This is a genomic window from Methylosinus sp. R-45379, assembly GCF_001644125.1.
Classification (GTDB): domain Bacteria; phylum Pseudomonadota; class Alphaproteobacteria; order Rhizobiales; family Beijerinckiaceae; genus Methylosinus.
This window is the reverse complement of sequence record NZ_LUUM01000276.1, coordinates 48,648-66,874: the sequence shown is the minus strand read 5'-3', so window position 1 is coordinate 66,874 and position 18,227 is coordinate 48,648. Positions and strand designations below refer to the sequence as shown.

The 18,227-nt window shown below is 68.3% G+C and carries 11 protein-coding genes and 1 tRNA gene; 8 read left to right on the top strand and 4 right to left on the bottom strand.

The window, feature by feature from the left end; translation table 11 throughout:
• Positions 1-59: 59 nt before the first annotated feature.
• Positions 60-938, bottom strand: a complete 879-nt coding sequence (locus A1351_RS18255; RefSeq protein WP_024878198.1) for an anti-sigma factor — start codon at positions 936-938, stop codon at positions 60-62.
• 11 nt (positions 939-949) lie between these two features.
• On the bottom strand, positions 950-1,450 hold the full coding sequence (locus A1351_RS18250) for a sigma factor-like helix-turn-helix DNA-binding protein (protein WP_024878199.1): 501 nt from the start codon (positions 1,448-1,450) through the stop codon (positions 950-952).
• Between the two features lie 331 nt (positions 1,451-1,781).
• On the opposite strand from A1351_RS18250, the gene fabI reads away from it, so the two are divergent.
• Complete coding sequence (gene fabI / locus A1351_RS18245; protein ID WP_024878200.1) at positions 1,782-2,660, top strand: enoyl-ACP reductase FabI; 879 nt, start codon at positions 1,782-1,784, stop codon at positions 2,658-2,660.
• 55 nt (positions 2,661-2,715) lie between these two features.
• On the opposite strand, the gene A1351_RS18240 is transcribed toward fabI, so the two are convergent.
• Positions 2,716-4,308, bottom strand: a complete 1,593-nt coding sequence (locus A1351_RS18240; RefSeq protein ID WP_024878201.1) for a L,D-transpeptidase family protein — start codon at positions 4,306-4,308, stop codon at positions 2,716-2,718.
• A gap of 278 nt (positions 4,309-4,586) precedes the next feature.
• On the opposite strand from A1351_RS18240, the gene A1351_RS18235 reads away from it, so the two are divergent.
• The 5 genes from A1351_RS18235 (at position 4,587) to A1351_RS18215 (ending at position 8,361) form a co-directional block, all read left to right on the top strand.
• Positions 4,587-5,681, top strand: coding sequence for a choloylglycine hydrolase family protein (locus tag A1351_RS18235; RefSeq protein ID WP_064033639.1), 1,095 nt, complete (start codon positions 4,587-4,589; stop codon positions 5,679-5,681).
• Between the two features lie 80 nt (positions 5,682-5,761).
• Positions 5,762-5,846: transfer RNA gene (locus A1351_RS18230), tRNA-Leu, on the top strand.
• Positions 5,847-6,097: 251 nt separating this feature from the next.
• Positions 6,098-6,925: a bifunctional 2-polyprenyl-6-hydroxyphenol methylase/3-demethylubiquinol 3-O-methyltransferase UbiG gene (locus A1351_RS18225; protein ID WP_064033638.1), complete on the top strand. Its 828-nt coding sequence runs from the start codon at positions 6,098-6,100 to the stop codon at positions 6,923-6,925.
• Between the two features lie 33 nt (positions 6,926-6,958).
• Positions 6,959-8,038: a hypothetical protein gene (locus tag A1351_RS18220; RefSeq protein ID WP_157096370.1), complete on the top strand. Its 1,080-nt coding sequence runs from the start codon at positions 6,959-6,961 to the stop codon at positions 8,036-8,038.
• 95 nt (positions 8,039-8,133) lie between these two features.
• Positions 8,134-8,361, top strand: a complete 228-nt coding sequence (locus A1351_RS18215; RefSeq protein WP_018267247.1) for a hypothetical protein — start codon at positions 8,134-8,136, stop codon at positions 8,359-8,361.
• A 4-nt stretch (positions 8,362-8,365) separates the two neighbouring features.
• Here A1351_RS18215 and A1351_RS18210 read toward each other — a convergent pair whose 3' ends face one another.
• Complete coding sequence (locus A1351_RS18210) at positions 8,366-8,707, bottom strand: Hpt domain-containing protein (RefSeq protein ID WP_064033636.1); 342 nt, start codon at positions 8,705-8,707, stop codon at positions 8,366-8,368.
• Between the two features lie 374 nt (positions 8,708-9,081).
• On the opposite strand from A1351_RS18210, the gene A1351_RS18205 reads away from it, so the two are divergent.
• Together A1351_RS18205 and A1351_RS18200 are read left to right on the top strand one after the other, a co-directional pair.
• Positions 9,082-16,845, top strand: a complete 7,764-nt coding sequence (locus A1351_RS18205; RefSeq protein ID WP_083967408.1) for an apolipoprotein acyltransferase — start codon at positions 9,082-9,084, stop codon at positions 16,843-16,845.
• A 328-nt stretch (positions 16,846-17,173) separates the two neighbouring features.
• Positions 17,174-18,193: a TorF family putative porin gene (locus A1351_RS18200; RefSeq protein ID WP_064033635.1), complete on the top strand. Its 1,020-nt coding sequence runs from the start codon at positions 17,174-17,176 to the stop codon at positions 18,191-18,193.
• The last annotated feature ends 34 nt before the right edge of the window (positions 18,194-18,227 follow it).

The following is an 18,227-nucleotide window of genomic DNA, read 5'->3' as shown; positions in this document are numbered from 1 at the left end:
AGATCGGTTGAAGGAAACATGCCAATCGGCCCCGCAGGCGATCGGCTTTTCGCGGGCTTTTAACGGCTGGCTTGGGCGGCGGCGCTTTCGGCGGCGGCGCGCGCGGTCTCGGCCGTGAGCGGGCCGATGAGGATGAAGGCGAAGCCGGCGGCGCGCCATTCCACCGCGGCGAGGCCGGGCAAGGTCTTGGGCGGAGCCGAGGGACGCTCGCCGCCGGCGCGCTCGAAATAGAGCGCCGCGCGGGCTCCGGCGGCGGACTGATAGATCAGCAGCCCCGCCGGCGAGATCACGCCCGGAACGAGCCTGCCGCCGATGAACTCGAGGCCCACATCGGCGAGGTCCGGCAGGCGGCCGAAGCCGGCGCGCTCGCCGAGCCAGGTCGCGAGCTCGGCCTTGCGATCGGCGCCGATCTCCACCGGCCGCGAATCCTGCGCGAAGGTCAGATAGGCGAGCTGGGCGTGGGCGACGAGCCCCGGCGGCTCGATCATGGCCCGTTGCGGGGCGGAGGGCGGCGAGGCGGGGCCGGTGAAGGCCAGCAGCGCCGCTCCCGCCACCACCGCGCCGGCGAGCAGCGTCAGCAGCGACATGATGATCGCCGGCCGGCGCGGCGGCCGGCGGCTGGTGTCTGAGCGTCGCATGGCGCGCAGCGAGGCGCCCTTGCTGGGGCTGAAGCGCGCCCAATTGACGCCGGAGCCGAAGCTGCGCGTTAGGCTCGTCACCGAGGCCGTCCGCAGCCCGGCGGGCACGGGCTCCTTCACCGTCTGGGCGAAGGCCGCGCGCAGCGCCGCATTCTGCCGGCGCCAGCCCTCGACCAGCGCGGCGTCCTCGGCGTGATTGTGCAGATGGTCCTCTATGCGCCGGCGATTCTCGGCGTCGAGCTCGCCATCGACGAAAGCATGCAGATCGGACTCGTCGACATGCTCCCGGGGGCTCGTCATTTGCGGCCTGTTTATTTCACGACGCGCAGATGCGGACCCGGCCGGCGGCCGGCGTCGGCCCCCGGCGAGGGGTGGCGGTCCAGCGCGGTCAGCGCCGAGCGCGCGCGCATCAGCCGCATCAGCGCCACTGGCCGATCGGTGCGGGTGATGCGGGCGACCTCCTCGTAAGTAAAGCCCTCCAGCACCACGAGCAGAAGCGTCTCCCGCTCCTCGAAGGGGAGATCGGCCAAGCGATGCATGATCGCCGGTTGCCGCAGGGAGGGACGATGCGGCGCGGCGGAGCGCAGCCGACGTTGCGCGGCATGGGTCAAGGATGCGTAGAGATCGACGCGAAGGTCGAGAACGGCGCCGGTCGACTCGCGCCCGGCTTCGTTGGCCGTGGTCTGCAGCGCGGTGTGGACCAGCTCGTCGGCGAGATCATTGGCGGCGCCGGAAAGCAGCGCGCGTGCATAGCGGCGCAGGCCCGGCGTGAGCCTTTCCAAGGTCTCGTCGAAATCCTCCGCCTGTCCCATCGCTCGGCCCGTTTCGCGCGGTCCTCGACGCCTCGTCCGCGCGGCGCTGGTTCGGTTTCTTTCCCCACGGATATTATGCCAGTCCGGCGCGATTGACTATCTCCGCGCCCTGAGATTTATCTGTTTTTGTATGTCGGGCCGCGAGCGACGCCAAAGGCGTCTCCGCTCGGGCGCCCCGCCTCACGTCCCGAGCCCGCGCGCCCAAATGCGCGCGCTGAAGCGCCCGATGTGCGCGCGCTGAGCGCGCATGTTGCGCGTAGCCCTCCAACGGCGTTGCCGACAGGCGGCGGAACCCCGCCTCTCGATCGCAGATTTATGGACCATTGCTCCCATGTCGCAACCGGAACCGACGTCGAACGGCAATATTTTCAGCGGCGTTCTCGCAGGCAAGCGGGGCCTCGTGCTCGGCGTCGCCAATAATAAATCCATCGCCTGGGGCATAGCCAAGGCCGCGGCCGACGCCGGCGCGCAGCTCGCCCTCACCTTCCAGGTCGAGGCGCTGGAAAAGCGCGTGCGCCCGCTCGCGGCGGAGATCGGCGCGACCGTCGTCGGCCGCTGCGACGTCTCCGAGCCGGAGACGATCGACGCCGTCTTCGCCGAGGTCGAGAAGCTGTGGGGCAAGATCGATTTCGTCGTCCATTGTCTCGCCTTCTCGGACAAGGATCAGCTCGACGGCCGCTATGTCGACACGACGGCGGAGAATTTCACGCAGTCGCTGATGATCTCCTGCTTTTCCTTCACGGCCGTCGCACAGCGCGCCGAGAAGCTGATGAAGGACGGCGGCTCGCTGCTCACCCTCACCTATTACGGCGCCGAGAAATGGATGCCGCATTACAATGTGATGGGCGTCGCCAAGGCCGCGCTGGAGGCCTCCGTGCGCTATCTCGCCGCCGATCTCGGCGAGAAGAACATTCGCGTCAACGCCATTTCCGCCGGGCCGATCAAGACTTTGGCGGCCTCGGGCATCGGCGACTTCCGCTATATTCTGCGCTGGAACGAATATAACGCCCCGCTGCGCCGCGTGGTGACGATCGAGGAAGTGGGCGAGACGGCGGTCTATCTGCTCTCGCCCATGGCGCGCGGCGTCACCGGCGAGGTGCTGCATGTGGACGCCGGCTATCATGTCGTCGGCATGATGAATCCGGGCGCCGCTCCAAAAATGGCCTCGCTGCTGGCCCTGCTGCCGCAGCACACGACAGAGGCGAAATAAGAGGCTCCGCGGCCTCGATCCCGACGCGCGCAGAGCGCGTCGGGATTCGAATGTTTCAGCGGAACTTTACGGTGAGATCGGTGCCGACGGCGCCGGTCTCAGAGCTCGGGCCTTGATCGGAGATGATGATCGAGCCGCCGAGCCATAGGCGATCGGCGATCTGCTGGCGCACATCGTCCGAGAGCTCGAGACGGTCCAGCGCCTCGGCGGCGCTGGAGGCCGCGCCCAGCGGGGCGGCGCTGCGCTCCTCCACCAATCCTTTCTTCTTATGCGCGGCGCGCGCCTCGGCGATGCGCGGCGGCATGGACAGCACCGACCATTTCAGCGCGCCATTCTCGCCGGTCGCAGTCGCGATATAGAGATGCGAGCCCAGCGGGCGTTCCGGCTCGCGGATCGTCGCCGGCGCCTCGAAGATCGGCGTCAGCCCCTGGCGCACATAGATGCGCTGATTCTTCTTGCTCACCAGAATGGAGATCGGCGCGGCGCGCAATTGCGCGTCCTTCTCCGCCTTGGCGGCGGCGGCCGAGGCTTCCGCCGCCTCGCGGGAGCGGCGGCCCGCCTCCACGACTTCCGCGTCGCTGGCGTTATAGGCGGTCTTGGCGGCTTCGAGCCGGGCCTTGGCCTCGGTGAGGGCGGCGTCCGCTTTGGCCTTGGCGGCCTCGGCTGGGCTGGCGCCGTCATTGGTGGGCAGGTCCGGCTTGGCGGTCGCCACATCCTGACGCTTGGCGGCGGCGGCCTCGGCGGCCTTGGCGGCGGTCTCCGCCTTGGTCCGGGCGCTCGCCTCGGCCGCTTCGGCCGATCTCAGCTCGGCGGAGGCGCGGGCGGCCTCCTGCCGCTTGGCGTTGAGAGCGAGCGAGGCCTCCGTCGCCGCTTTGGAGGCGGCTGCGGCGTCGGCTGCGGATTTCGTCTTCAGCTGCTCGGCGTAGCGCCGCGGATTGAGCAGCGGCGCCGCGCCGGCGTCGGCGAAGCCGTCGCGCAGTCCGGCGTCGGCGAGCGTCGCGGCCGAGGCTTCCGTCGGCGAGCGCATCTTGGGCGCGGGCAAAGCGGGATGCGAGATTTCCGTGGGCGAAAGATCATAAGGCGCGATGACGACGCGCTCGCCGATGCGGGTCATGCCCCACAGCTTCTGCGCGAAGCCGCCCGGCAGGCGGATGCAGCCATGCGAGGCGGGATGGCCGGTCACATGGCCCGTATGCATGGCGACGCCGGACCAGGTGATGCGCTGCATGAAGGGCATGGGCGCGCCGGAATAGAGATTGGAGCGGTGGAAGCGCTCGCGCCCGAGAATGGTGAACATGCCTTCCGGCGTCGAATGGCCGGGCACGCCGGTGGAGACGACCGAGCGATCGACGAGGCCATTGTGATTATAGATGGAGATGTGCTGGCCGCTGAGCGACACCACCGCGAATAGCGGCCGCGCGAGGCTCACATTCTCGGCCGGCTTGGCCTCGGAGGAGGTTCCGCGCTTTGCACGCTTGCGCGGCGCCTTGGGGGCCTCTGCTTCGGGAGATTCGGCGGAATAGCCGAGTGCGGCTGCGGGCCGCGCCTCGAGGGCGAGAACCGAGGCGGCGACGCTTGCGGCGCAGGCCGCGGAAAAGGCGCGAAGGCAGACCCTGCGGCTGCGGGCTACAGCAGCGACTTCCGACATGACGCGAAAACTCCTGACACACACGAACACATTGCTCGAGCACATAACGCTCTGGTCCGAACTGGACAGAGCCTCGCCCTCGCCTGCATTGCTCTTATTGGTTAATGTCGGCTGAAATCTATGCGCTCGCGCACGTCGAGAAGAATTGCGGGGAATTTTCCCATTCGCCGCCATAATGCCTCGAGGCCGTTCGCCGCTTTTCGGCCGCGGCGCGCGCTCTCGCTTTTCGGCCGCCTATCTCTACCGAGAAGAATCAATCGGAGAGGAAGATGGCTGCGATGTCTTTTCGTCGTGCATTGGGGCGGCTCGCGCTAGCGCCGCTCGCTCTGGCTCTCGCGCTCGCGCCGGCGGGGGCCTGCACGAGCTTTCTCTTGAAGGCCGCCGATGGCGCGCGCGTCTATGGCCGCACGCTGGAGTTCGGCTTTCCGCTCGAATCGGAGGCGATCGTCATTCCGCGCAACTACGCCGCGCGGGCGACGGGGCCGGAAGGCAAGCCCGGCTGGGGGTGGAAATCCCGCTATGCGATCGCCGGGCTCAACGCCTTCGGCCTGCCGGTCGTCGTCGACGGCATGAATGAAAAAGGCCTCGCCGGCGGCATTCTCTATTTTCCGGGTTTCGCCGGCTACGCCGATCCCAAGACCGCCGATCCCGGCCATGCGCTGGCCCCTTGGGATTTCCTCACCTGGGCGCTGGGCAATTTCGCCAGTGTCGAGGAGCTGCGCGCGGCGCTGGACACGATCGCCATCGTCGATGTCGTGCAGCCGACCCTCGGAATCGTCCCGCCTTTTCATTACACGCTGCATGACGCCAGCGGCGCCTCTCTGGTCGTCGAGCCGATCGGCGGGCGGTTGAAAATCTACGAGAATCCGCTCGGCGTCGTCACCAACGCCCCCTCCTTCGATTGGCACCTCACCAATCTGCGCAATTATGTGAAGCTCTCGCCGGTGGATGCGCCGCCGCTGAAGATCGCGGGGGAGAGCTTCGCCCCGCTGGGCGCCGGCTCCGGCCTCATCGGCGTGCCGGGCGACCCCACCCCGCCGTCGCGATTCGTGCGCGCCGTGGGCATGACCCTCTCCGCCGAGCCGCAGAAGGACGCAGCCGGCACGGTGCGCCTCGCCGAGCACATCCTCAATAATTTCGACATTCCCATGGGCCTGGTGCGCGTCGCCCCGCAGGAGACCTCGCGCTTCGAGTTCACGCAATGGTCGTCGATCGCCGATCTCGCCGGCCGCGTCTATTATGTGAAGAGCTATGACAATCAGACCCTGCGCAGCATCGATCTCAACAGGTCGGAGCTCGAGGGCCGCAGCGTGCGGGCGGCCCCCTTGCGGCCCTCTTCCCGGGTCGCGCCTGTCGAATTTCCAAAACATTGAGGCGAAGCGCCTTGTCATGGGGGAGGGTTTTTGTTAGACGGGCCGCCTGCCGGCGCTTTGGTTTCGATCAGCGCCCCGGCGCGGTCGTGGCGGAATTGGTAGACGCGCTAGCTTGAGGTGCTAGTTGGGCAACCAGTGGAGGTTCGAGTCCTCTCGACCGCACCAAGCCTCTCGAAGTCGAGGCTCCTGACAGATCGGCTTTCGCCGCGGCCCAGCCTCGGGCGGCCTGCCGAAAGCCCTCCCCCGATCCGAAGTTCGCCTCGCGCGAGCCGTCGCTTGCCGCCGACCGAAGAGGGTAGGAGCGCGCGGCCGGCAAAAATTCGGACAATTCCTGTTTCTCGCTCGCTGCTAAGATAGAGTCTCTGGGCGTCGGCGTCGAAAGACGGCGGGCGCTCGAGCGGGCATGGAAACGAAAAATGTCGGGTCGCGGATTCGGTTTGGACAGATTGCTGAAATTATTCGAGCGCAAGGAGCGGACTTTCGATCGCTATGTCGACGCGCTCCCCTCGCATCAGAACGCCATAGACGCCATTCCCGGCTGGAGCACCGCATTCCCCGAGGCCTGCGCGGTGAAGGCCGGCATCGTGCCGACCTATTATGATTCGCGAATTTTCTGGGCCGTCGAATGTTTCGGCGCGCTCGAGGGCCGCGAGGTGCTGGAGCTCGGCCCGCTGGAGGCCGGCCACACCTATATGCTGGAGAATGCGGGCGCGGTGGTGGACGCCGTGGAGGCCAATCAGCTCGCTTTCATGCGCTGCCTCGTCGCCAAGGAGATCCTGCGGCTGCAGAAGGCGCGCTTCTGGCTCGGCGATTTCGTCAAATGGCTGGAGCAGACCGACAAGAGCTATGATCTCATCGTCGCCTCCGGCGTGCTCTATCATCAGCATGATCCGCTGCGGCTGCTGGAGCTGATCGCGCAGCGCGCCTCGGCCGTGTTCATCTGGACGCATGTCGTCTCGGACGCCATGCCGCTCTCCGATCCGCGGCGCAGCGTCATGGCGAAGGAGCCGGAAATCCTCTCCTTTCACGGCGTCGACGTGCGCGCCTATCCGCGCAGCTATGTGAAGGCGCAGGCCAATCCGGCCTTTTGCGGCGGCATGCGCGACGATCATCGCTGGCTGGACAGGGACGATCTTCTCGCCGCGCTGCGGGCGCTCGGCTTCGACGATATTCGGACCAATCACGACGATCCGGATCATTTCTTCGGGCCGGCCATATCGATCTTTGCGCGGAAGTCATCGTAGAGGGCGGGCCATCGGCCGGAGCGGGAAGGCGATATGAGAGTTATGCTGCTCGGCGGCTCCAACGCCGGGGTCTATTTCGGCTGGGCCGCCCAATTGCAGGGGCTCATGCCGGAGCATGAGATCACCAACCGCTTTCTCGGCGCCGTCGGCTCACTCTATGGCCTCGCGCGGCTCATCGAGGCGGAGCGGCGCGGCGAGGCGGCGCCCGATCTCGTCGTTTTCGAATATGCGCTCAACGACGTCATTCTGCTGGACGCCGGCTTCACCACCGCCGCGCTGGTTCACGATGCGCTGGCCAGCGTCGCGCAGCATTGCGCGGAGCGCGGAGTCCCCTTGCTGTTCCTGTGCCTGCGTCCGCGCCCGACGGGCGGACGGCGGGTCTCCGCCTGCGTGCGGCGCATCGACCGCATCTATCGCCGCATCGCGAAGGCGCATGGCGTGGCCCCCTGCGTGACGCCTGCGACGATCTTCGGCGAGGAGCGAGCCGAGCAATTCGTCGATCCGCATCATCTCACCGCGGAAGCCTCGGTGCGGTGCGCGAAGGTCGTGGCCGATCTCATTTCCGGCGGCGCCATTCCGGTTCCGCGGGCGAGCCGGCTTCACGCGCCCATTTTCGATTATGTCTCCGCGTCGCAGGCCGAGCCGCAGGGACGCTGCCGCAGAGTGGAGATCGCATCGACGGTCTTCTCCGGGAGCTTTCTGGAGATCGCCCGGCCGGGGGCCAGCCGCTGGCCCGGCCGCGGCCGTCTCGCCGGCCTGCTGCTGCGCTCGACCCATGAGAGCGGCGTCTATCGCATCACGGCGGGCGCGCGCGCTTTCGCCCGGACGGCGCAATCGAGCATGCGCGAGATCGTGCCCAATCTCATTCTCCTCCATTATTCGCGCAGGCGTCCGCGCGCCGATTTCGATCTCGAGATCGCCATGCCGGACGATGAGAGCGCCCTCGCCGCTCTGCCTCAGGAGAAAACGCTGCTGCCGGCCGAGCCGGGCGCGCCTTTCGCGGAGCAGAGGCTGCAGATCGCCGCCGTCATGTTCTGGAGCCCGTCTTTCTGGCGGCGCTGGCTGGCCCTGCTCTCGCTACGCTTTCGCCAGGAAAAGCGAAGCTTTCGCTAGAACAAGGCGCTCGAGGCGTTCGGCCAAGCCGCGACCACAATTGGGCGGCAGTGTCCGCCGCAACCGATGCGACAAACCAGAGGTTCCGCCATATCATGACCGACGAGACGAGCGATCATACGGTCGATCTGAGTGACCCTTCCGAATATGAGGACATCGTCTCTCAGCGCGCCATCGCCTTCTGCCACCTCGCCAAAGTCGCCGACTCCGTCCGCGACGAGCAGGTCAAGGAGCAGTGCCTCATCATGCTGCGCAAGCTCAACGCCAGCATAAGGGCGCCCTCGACCGCGGAGGTGCGATCGATCGATGGCGGCCAGCTCTGACGCCTCACCGACCGAGCCGGGACGCGATCGCCAGCTGCGCCTCGGCCAGCCGCGCGCCCAGCGCCCGCCGCCGCTCTGGCTCCGTCAGGGCGGACTCATAATCTTCGGCCGCGTCGCCGAGCGCAAAGGCGCCGATGGCGCGCGCCGCGCCCTTGAGCGTATGGGCGAGGTCCAGGCGCGCCTTGTCGGAGGCCGCCGCCGCCAGCCTGCCGTCGAACTCGCCCGCCTGGGCGAGGAACAGCGCCAGCAGCTCGGCTTCGAGCTCCGTGTCGCCCATCGTCTGGCGCGAGAGATACGCCCAATCGATCGCGTCGGGCGCGCCTTCGGTGTTTCCGCCATCCGTCATTCTACGTCTCCGATCGGCCCTTCGCGGAAAAGTCTCGCTTTTCCTGTGGATTGCGCCGAGAGCCTGCGCGTGGCCTCGGCGATTGCGCTCGCCGGGTCGAATCAGGCGTCGTATTCTTATTCGAATCAATCTTATGTAAGCATTGCTTCGGATTCGCGGCCAAGCTGCAGGTCGCCCCTTTTGCTCCGCTCCGGGCGGAGCGCCGAGCATCTTCCCCCAGTCGCGTTAACGACGATTTCGATTGGCGGTCCGCGCCCGTTTCATTTGCGGGCCGACGGCGGTAATATTTGGTTAATCTTTTCTGCTCGATGTGAACGGCGAAAAAGCGTGAGCGGCGTCATAAAGCGGAACTATGACCGCTCGGAGAGGTGACGATGGCGAAATCGGGCAAGCCCCAGGACGCGGCTATCGCTGCGCTGTCGGCGGTCGAAGAGGCGTTGAATCTGGGCTTGGAGCCCACCGCCGAGGCCGCGACGGAAGCTGGCGAGAAAGCCGCGTCGCCGGCCGAGGCGGGCGCCAAGCCCGCTGATAAGGCCGAGGGCAAGGGCCAGGCCAAGACGGCCCCCGGCTTCAACTTCAGCCTTCCCTCCTCGCGGCGCCAAGATGCGCGCGATGCGGCGCGGGATTCTGCGCGCCCCACGGAAGGCGCCGCGCCCGTGGCCGGCCGCTCGGCGGCCAAGCCGCAGGTGGCCCCCGCCGGCGCGCCGGCCAATGACGATCGCCAGACCGTCGGCGAGCTGCGCGCCGCGCTGCAGGTCCGTCCCAACACCGCCATTCTCGGCTACACTTTCCTGTCCATCGCCGCCTGGGCGGTGCTGTGGACTCTGTTCGTCTATTTCAATCAGGGCGAGATTCTCGACCACGAGAACGGCTCCTTCCTCGCGCCCAAGCCGGTGCTGACGCTGCTGGCGCTGCTCGCCCCCATCGTCTTCATCTTCGTGACCGGCGTGATGGCGCGCCGCGCGCATGAGATGAAGCAGGTCGCCAATTCCATGGCGGAAGTGGCGATAAGGCTGATCGAGCCGGAGGCCATCGCCACCGAGCAGATGGTGACGCTCTCGCAGGCCATTCGCCGCGAGGCCGCCTCAATGGGCGACGGCATAGAGCGCGCGCTGGCGCGGGCCAGCGAGCTCGAGATCATCGTGCGCACCGAGGTCTCCAATCTCGAGCGCTCCTATTCCGAGAATGAGCGCCGCATTCGCGTGCTCATCGACGAGCTGACGCGCGAGCGCGAGGCGATCCTCGTCAACGCCGACAACGCCCGCACGGCGCTGCTCGGCGCGCGCGAGTCGCTGTCGGCGGAGCTGCAGACCAGCTCCTCCCATCTCGCCGAGACGGTGAGCGAGGCCGGCGGCCGCGTGACCGCCGCGCTCGGCTCCAAGGGCGAGGAGATTCGTCTGGCGCTGGAGCGCGTCGGCGACGGCTTCAATTCCACGCTCTCGACGCGTGGCGAAGACATGGTGCAGCGTCTCTCCGTCGCCGGGGAGACGATCGCCGTCAGCCTCACTCTGGCCTCGGAGGAGGTCACGCGGCGCTTCTCCGACGGCATAGCCGAGGCGGATCGCAAGCTTCAGGAGCGCGGCGACGCGCTGGCGACCGATTTCGAATCGCGCGGCGCCTTCGTCGTCGATCGGCTCGATTCCATCGGCGGCCATCTCGTGCAGGCGGTAGGCGAGCGCGGCGAGAGCTTCGTCGATCGTCTCGCGGAAACCAGCGGCCGCGTCGATGACGCGATCGAGACGCATGGCGGCGCGATCGAGCGCTCGCTGCTCTCGGCTTCTGAAAATCTCGCGACGCAGCTCGCCGAGAAAGTGGCGGCGACCGAATCGGCCTTCCGCACCGCCGGCGACCGCCTCGCCGAGCTGCTCGAGGAAACGCGCGAGCGCGCCCGCACCGAGCTGGAGGCGCATGGCGGCGGCCTCAACGAGCGTTTCGCGCAGACGCTCGCCGAAAGCGCCAGCGCCTTCACCGAGCAGGCCGACGCTCTGCACGAGCGTTTCGCCGCCGTGGCCGGCGAGGCCGTCGCCGCCATCGCCTCGCATGGCGATCGCGTCACCGACACGCTCGCCGATCGTCTCGGGGCCTTCGAGGAGAATGTCGTCGTCCAGGGCGGCGAGATCGCCTCGCGTTTCGCTGAGCAGAGCGAGCGCATCGGCGCCGCGCTGACGCAGGGCGTCGCGGAATTCGAGCAGAGCGTCGCGCAGCGCAGCGCCGAAGCGACGGCGCGCCTCGCCGAAGAGGGCGCGCGTCTCGGCCAGACGGTGGCCGAAGGACTTGTCGCCTTCGAGGAGCGTGTGACCGGCCACAGCGACGAGGTCGCGGCGCGTCTCGTTCTGCATGGCGACGCCATCGGCTCGGCCGTGGCGGAAGGTCTCGCGGCCTTCGAGGAGCGCGTCACCGGCCGTAGCGACGAAGTGGCGATACGCCTGCTGATGCAAGGCGACGAGATCGGTTCGGCCGTGGCCGCCGGCCTCGCCTCTTTCGAGGAGCGCGTCGTGGGCGGCAGCGAGGCGGCGGCGGAGCGTCTTTCGGTCCAGGGCGAGACGATCGGCTCTGCGGTGGCCGCGGGTCTCGCAGCCTTCGAGGAACGCGTCACCGGCCACAGCGAGGAAGTCGCGGCGCGTCTGGTTCTCCATGGCGACGCCGTCGGCTCCGCCGTGGCGGAAGGTCTCGCGGCTTTCGAGGAGCGCGTCCTCGGCCACAGCGAGGAAGTGGCGACGCGTCTCGTCACCCATGGCGACGCGATCGGCTCCGCGGTGGCGGAAGGCCTCGCCGCTTTCGAGGACCGCGTCGCCGGTCGCAGCGAGGATGCGGCCGCGCGTCTTTCGACGCAGGGCGACGCCATCGGCGCCGCATTGGCGGCCAGCCTCGCGGCTTTCGAGGAGCGCGTCTCCGGCCAGAGCGAGGATGTCGCGGCGCGGCTCTCGGCGCATGGCGACGTCATCGGCTCGGCGGTCGCGGAAGGCCTCTCGGCCTTCGAGGAACGCGTCATCGGCCATAGCGAGGATGTCGCCACTCGTCTCGTCTCGCATGGCGACGCGATCGGCGCCGCCGTCACCGAGGGCCTCGCGGCCTTCGAGGAGCGCGTCGCGGGTCAGAGCGAGGATGTCGCGGCCCGGCTCGCGGCCCATGCCGACGCGGTCGGCGCGGCCGTCAATGACGGGCTCGCGGCTTTCGAGGAGCGTGTCGCCGGCCAGGGCGCCGCGGCCGCCGAGCGCCTCATCGAGGAAGGCGCGCGCATCGGCCTCTCCGTGTCGGAAGGCGTCGCCGCTTTCGAGGCGCGCGTGCTCGGCCACAGCGAGGTGGTCGCCGATCGTCTCGTCGCGCAGGGCGACGCGATCGGAACCGCGGTCTCCGAAGGCCTCGCGGCCTTCGAGGAGCGCGTGACCGGCCACAGCGCCGAGGTGACGGAACGTCTCGTCGCTCATGCGGAGCAGATCGGCTCCACGGTTTCCGGCAGTCTCGCCGTCTTCGAGGAGCGGGTCCTCGGCCAGAGCGAGCAGGCGGCCGAACGTCTCGTCGCCCATGGCGACGCGATCGGGGTCGCGGTCTCAGAGGGCCTCGCGGCCTTCGAGGCGCGCATACTCGGCCATGGCGAGGATGTGGCGCAGCGCCTCGTCGCCCATGGCGAAACGATCGGCGGCGTCGTCACCGATGGCCTCGCCAAATTCGAGACGCGCGTGCTCGGCCAGAGCGAGGAGGCCGCGGCGCGGCTCACCGCTCATGGCGACGCCCTCGGCCTCGCCGTGGCGGAAGGCATCGCCGCATTCGAGGATCGGCTTTCGCAGCAGCATGAGGCGACGCTGTCGAGCCTCGAGGAGCAGAGCGAGCGCGCCACGACGGCCGTCGCCGGAGGGCTCGAGGCCTTCCGCGAGGCGGTCGTGCAGCAGAGCGAGGAAACCGCCTCGCGCTTCCTGCAGCAGGGCGAGCGCGTCGGCCAGGCCATCGCCGAAGGGCTCGCATCCTTCGAGGAGCGCATCGCCGGCCGCAGCGACGAGACCGTCCTGCGTCTGGTCGAGCGCGGCGACGAGATCGGCGCCTATCTCTCCCAGGGCCTCGCGGCCTTCGAGGAGACGGTGGTGCGCCATGGCGACGAGGTGGCGACGCGCGTCACCGAGCATTCGGATCGCATCGCTTCCGTGCTCTCCGAGCGGCTCACCGCTTTCGAGGAGCAGGTGGTGCGGCAGAGCGGCGACGTCGTCGCCCGCGTCACCGAGCAGGCGGAATGGGTCGACGGCGTGCTGGTCAATCGGCTGGACGCGCTGGAGGAGGCGACCGCGCAAGTCTCCCGCACGCTCGAGGATACGCAGAGCCGCGCCGAGCAGGCCTTCACGGTCGGCGGCGCCGCGCTCGAGGCGGGCCTCGCCGCGAGCGTCGCCGATGTCGCCGCGACTCTCGCCGAGCAATCCGCCTCGCTGCAGGAGCGTTTCGCCCTCACCGCCAGCGAGGCGGCGCTCGCCATCGCCACGCAGGGCGAGCGCATCGAGGAAGCGCTCGCCGGCCGCATCGCCGCTTTCGAGGCCATGGCGCTCGATCAAGGCGGCGCGCTGGCCTCGGCGCTGGCGGCGGGCGGCGAAGGTCTCGCGCGCGACGTCGCCGAGCGCTTGGCGTCTCTCGACGAGACATTGCGCGGCCATTCCGCGCGTTTCGCAGCGCAGATCGACGAGCATTCGCAGCAGCTCGCGGCCGAGCTCACCGAGCGCCTCACGGCGGTCGATTCGGCCATTGTCGAGGAAGGCGCCGCGCTGGTCTCGGCCATCGCCGCCAATGGGGAAGGATTCACGCGCGAGATCGGCGATCAGCTCGCCGCTTTCGACGAGGCGCTGCGCAATCGCGGCGGCGAGCTCAGCGCGCAGATCGGCGAGCATTCGCAGCGGCTTTCGGCCGAGCTCTCCGAGCGGCTGGCGGCCGTCGATTCGACGATCGTCAACGAAGGCGCGGCGCTGGTCGCGGCCATCGCCGCCAATGGCGAAGGCTTCACCCGCGACATCGGCGAGCAGCTCGCGGCCTTCGACGAGGCGCTGCGCAATCGCGGCGACGAGCTCGGCGCCAAGATCGGCGAGCATTCCGAGCAGCTCGCGGCCGAGCTCACCCAGCGTCTGACGGCGGTCGATTCGGCCATCGTCAACGAGGGCGCGGCTCTGGTGGCGGCCATCGCCGCCAATGGCGAGGGCTTCAGCCGCGACGTCGGCGAGCAGCTCGCCGCCTTCGACGAGGCGCTGCGCAATCGCAGCAATCTCATGGCCGCGCAGATCGGCGAGCATTCCGATCAGCTCGCGGCCGCGCTCACCGAGCGGCTCGCGGCGGTCGATACGACGATCATCGACCAGGGCGGCGCGCTGGTCGCGGCTCTGGCGGCGAGCGGCGACGGCGTCGCCCGCGGCGTGGAGGAGCAGCTCGCCGCTTTCGACGAGCGCCTGCGCCATCACGGCGGCGAGCTCGCCACGCAGATCGGCGAGCGCTCGCAGCAGCTCGCCTCGGCGCTGGCCGAGGGGCTTTCGGCGGTGGATACGTCGATCGTCGATCGCGGCGGCGCGCTGGTCGCGGCGCTGGCGGCGAGCGGCGAGGGCGTCACGCGCGGCGTGGAGCAGCAGCTCGTGGCTTTCGACGAGCGGCTGCGCCATCAGGGCGGCCAGATCGCGGCGCAGATCGGCGAGCATTCGCAGCAGCTCGCGGCGACCTTGGCCGAGCGTCTGGCCGCGGTCGACGCCGCCATCGTCCAGGAGGGCGGGGCGCTGGCCGATCGTCTGGCGGAGCGCGCCGACGAGATCGCGGCGCGCATCGGCGATCAGTCGCAGCGCCTGTCGGAGGATGTCGGCCAGCGGCTGGCGGCCATAGACAAGACGATTTCCGGCGACGGCACCGCGCTGGTCGAATTGCTCGGCGCGCGCGCCGAGGAGATCGCCGCGGTCATGTCGTCGAAGATCGAGAGCTTCGAGACCGTCTCCAACGCCCGCACGCGCCAAGCGGCGGACCGCATAGACGCGCTGGTCGGGCGCGTCGATTCCGGGCTCGATTCGGCCGGCAAGGCCTTTCAGGACACGCTCGCCCGCCATGCGGTGGAGGTCGCGCGCGCCATGGGCGAGGGCGGCCGCGAGGTCATTCGCTCGCTGGACGAGAAGGTCAAGGATATCGATGCGGTGCTGCTCGCCCGCTCGACCCAGCTCACCGAGACGCTCTCCTCCAAGGCGGAGGAGATCAATTCCACGCTCGGCGGCCGCGCGGAGGAGATCGCCGGCACGCTGGACGGGCGGATCGGCGTCTTCGAGAACAATGTCGTCGGCCGCCTGGACGCGGTCTCCGGCGAGATCGGCGAGCGCAGCCGCGTCGTCGTCGAGACGATCAACGCCCGCATCGAGGAGATCAACGCCACGCTGGCCTCGGCGCGGCGCGATCTCGACACCACTCTGCACGCCCGCACCGGCGATCTCGGTCAGGCGCTGACCGAGCGCGTCGGCGAGATCAGCTCGACGCTGGAGCAGCGCCTCACGCAGATCCAGACGACGCTCGGCGATCGTGGCGGCGAGGTGACGCGCGAATTGGCCAATGTCGGCGAGCTGGTCGCCCATGCGATCGAGAGCCGCGGCTCCACCATCGTGCAGCATCTCGGCGAGAAGCGCGTCGAGCTGGCGGCGGCGATCGACCAATCGGCCGAGGAGCTGAAGAAAGCGCTCACCGAGGGCGCCGAAGGCTCCGTGCGGGCGCTGCTCGACGTCAATGAGAAGCTGCGCTCCGAGCTGCCCGAGGTGCTCGACCGGCTCGGCGAGACCAATTCCTCGCTGCAGACGATCATCTCGGCGGCGGGCGGCAATCTCTCCAATCTCGACAAGGAGCTCGGCGGCAAGCTGCGCGAGTTCCAGGGCGCGATCGAGACGGTCGGACAGCATATCGCGCAGATCGGCGAAGTGTCCGGCGGCGTGATGCGCGACGCCGGCTCGATGGTCGGCGCGATGGAGACGCATCAGCAGAGCCTGACGCAGAGCGCCGAGCGGCTGGCGCAGAGCCAGTCCGAGCTCGACGCGGCGCTCGACGCGCGCCGCCGCTCGCTGGAAAATCTCGTGCTGCTGGTCGAGGACAAGCGCAGGGATTTCGAGGACACGGTCGCCAATTTCTCCGGCCTCGTGGAGGAGAATTTCCGCCGGGTCGAGGAGCGCGCGCGCGATGTCGGCGGCTTCATCACGCAATCGACGCAGGAAACAGCGGAGCTGGTCGACGAGCGCTTCGCCGCCGTGCGCGACGCCGCCTCGCGCGAGCGTGAGGAGACCGCCGCGGCGCTGCGCGCGGCCTATGATCAGGCCAATGACGAGCTGGCCGATATCTTCGGCCGGGCGACCGAGAAATTCGCCGCCGCCGCGACCGAGATTCGCGGCATGTCGGCGGAGATTCAGAGCGAGCTGGAGCAGACCCGCGCCGAGCTGCGTCGCGGCGCCCAGGAATTGCCGCGCGAGACGGCCGAGCAGGCCGCTGCGCTCCGCCGTGTCGTCGGCGAGCAGGTGAAGGCGCTCAACGAGCTGACCGACATCGTCGCGCGCTCGGGTCGGGCCTATGATATCGCCGAGACGGTTCCGGCGGCGGCCCCGGCCGCTCCCGCGCGTCGCGGCTTCGAGGCCCAGCCGCAGCCCGCGCCTGCGCCGGTCGCGCCGCCGCCCCCGCCGCCGCCGGCTCCTCCGGCGCGGCCCGTCGCCTCGGCGACGGAGGATGGCTGGCTCACCGATCTATTGGCGCGCGCCTCCCGCGATGAGGCTCCCGCCGCCGCTGCGCCGCCGCGCGCCAATACGGCGGCCGGCCGGGCCAAGGCCGCCGGGGCTCTGGATAATCTCACGCTCGATATCGCCCGCATGGTCGATCATGCCGCGGTCGGCGAGTTCTGGGATCGCTTCCAGCGCGGCGAGAAGGGCCTGTTCACCCGCCGGCTCTACAGCGCCCAGGGCCAGCAGACCTTCGAGGAGATTCGTCGCCGCTACCGCGTCGATCCGGATTTCCACGCCACGGTCGATCATTATGTTCAGGAGTTCGAGCGGCTCGTCGCCGAGACCAGCCGCAATGATCGCGAGGGCGCGCTGACGCGCGGCTATCTCACCTCCGACGCCGGCAAGGTCTACACCATGCTCGGCCATGCGGCGGGCCGTTTCGAGTGAGGCTTCCCGCCCCGGCGCCGCAAAAGCAGGCGCCGGGGTGGGCCATGGCGTCGTGATCGGTACCCCGTAACCTGTAATTCGTGTCCGCTTTCCGCCGGGTCGCCTCAGGGCCGGACAAGACGCGCCTTTTTCTTGTTCCAAATCGACAAAAGTTGTCGGTTTGCGTACTCGATTGTGACATTTTCGCCACTCTCCAAAGAGAAAAAGCGCCGAAACCCGGATTCTGCTCGAGATCTAGGCAATTGCTTCCCTGTTCCGCTTGAGTGCCTACGCGCTTTATCGCAACAATCGCGACGAGAACGATTCCAGTATCGGGGAGCCTAAGACTATGAAATCCGTCCTGTTTGCCGGCGTCGCCGCGCTCGCGCTCTTTGCGAATGGCGCCTATGCCGCCGATGATGCGAAGACCACCAAGCCCGAGCCCGCCAAGCCGCTGGTCGCTTGGCCGGAACCGAATCTCGACGTTTTCGACGCCGGCTTCGACTACGCCTATGGCGCGAAATTCATGTCGGACTATATTGTCCGCGGCATTTCCAATAGCGCCCACCGCCCGGCCGGCAGCGTCTATGAGGAGCTGCGCTACGGCTGGTTCTACACGGGCCTCGCCGCCACCAATGTGACGCTGGCCACGAGCCCGCTCGCCGAGATCGACATCACCGCCGGCATCCGCCCCACCTGGGGTCCGCTGACGCTGGACTTCGGCGCGATCTACTACGCCTATCCGAGCAACCATCAGCAGTGGTTCATCGGCGGCGCGATCCCGGTCACGACGTTCAAGAACTCCTACACCGCCCTCCCCACCACGGCTTTCGACCCGAGCTATGTCGAGATCTACTTCAAGCCGAGCTGGGCGGTGAACGACTATCTGACGCTCGGCGGCCAGATCGCCTATGCTCCGAACTGGAACAATTATAGCGCCCACGCGCTGTATTCCGAGATCAACGCCAAGGTCGTTCCCTTCGCCAACACCGATTATTCGGGGCTGTCGCTCTCGGGCGCCTTCGGCCACTACTACATCGGCAATTCGAGCCCGGCCTATGGCGGCAGCTATATCGATCCGGACTATGCCTTCCTGGCGACCGGCATTCTGGGCACCAAGGGCTTCAAATTCGCCAGCTACAACACCTGGAACGTCGGCGCGTCCTATAATTGGAACGTGGTGACGCTCGACCTGCGCTACTACGACTCCAATCTGACCCGCGCGGGCTGCTTCCTGAACACGTCCGACCCGGCCGGCAATTACGTGGCCTCGGTGAACACGCTCACCGGCCAGAGCTCGTCGAGCTGGTGCGGCGCGCGCTTCGTCGCCTCGCTGTCCATCGACTTCAGCTCGGCGACCTTCAAGTAAGGCCGTCGAACTCTTTCGACTTCATCCTTCGAAA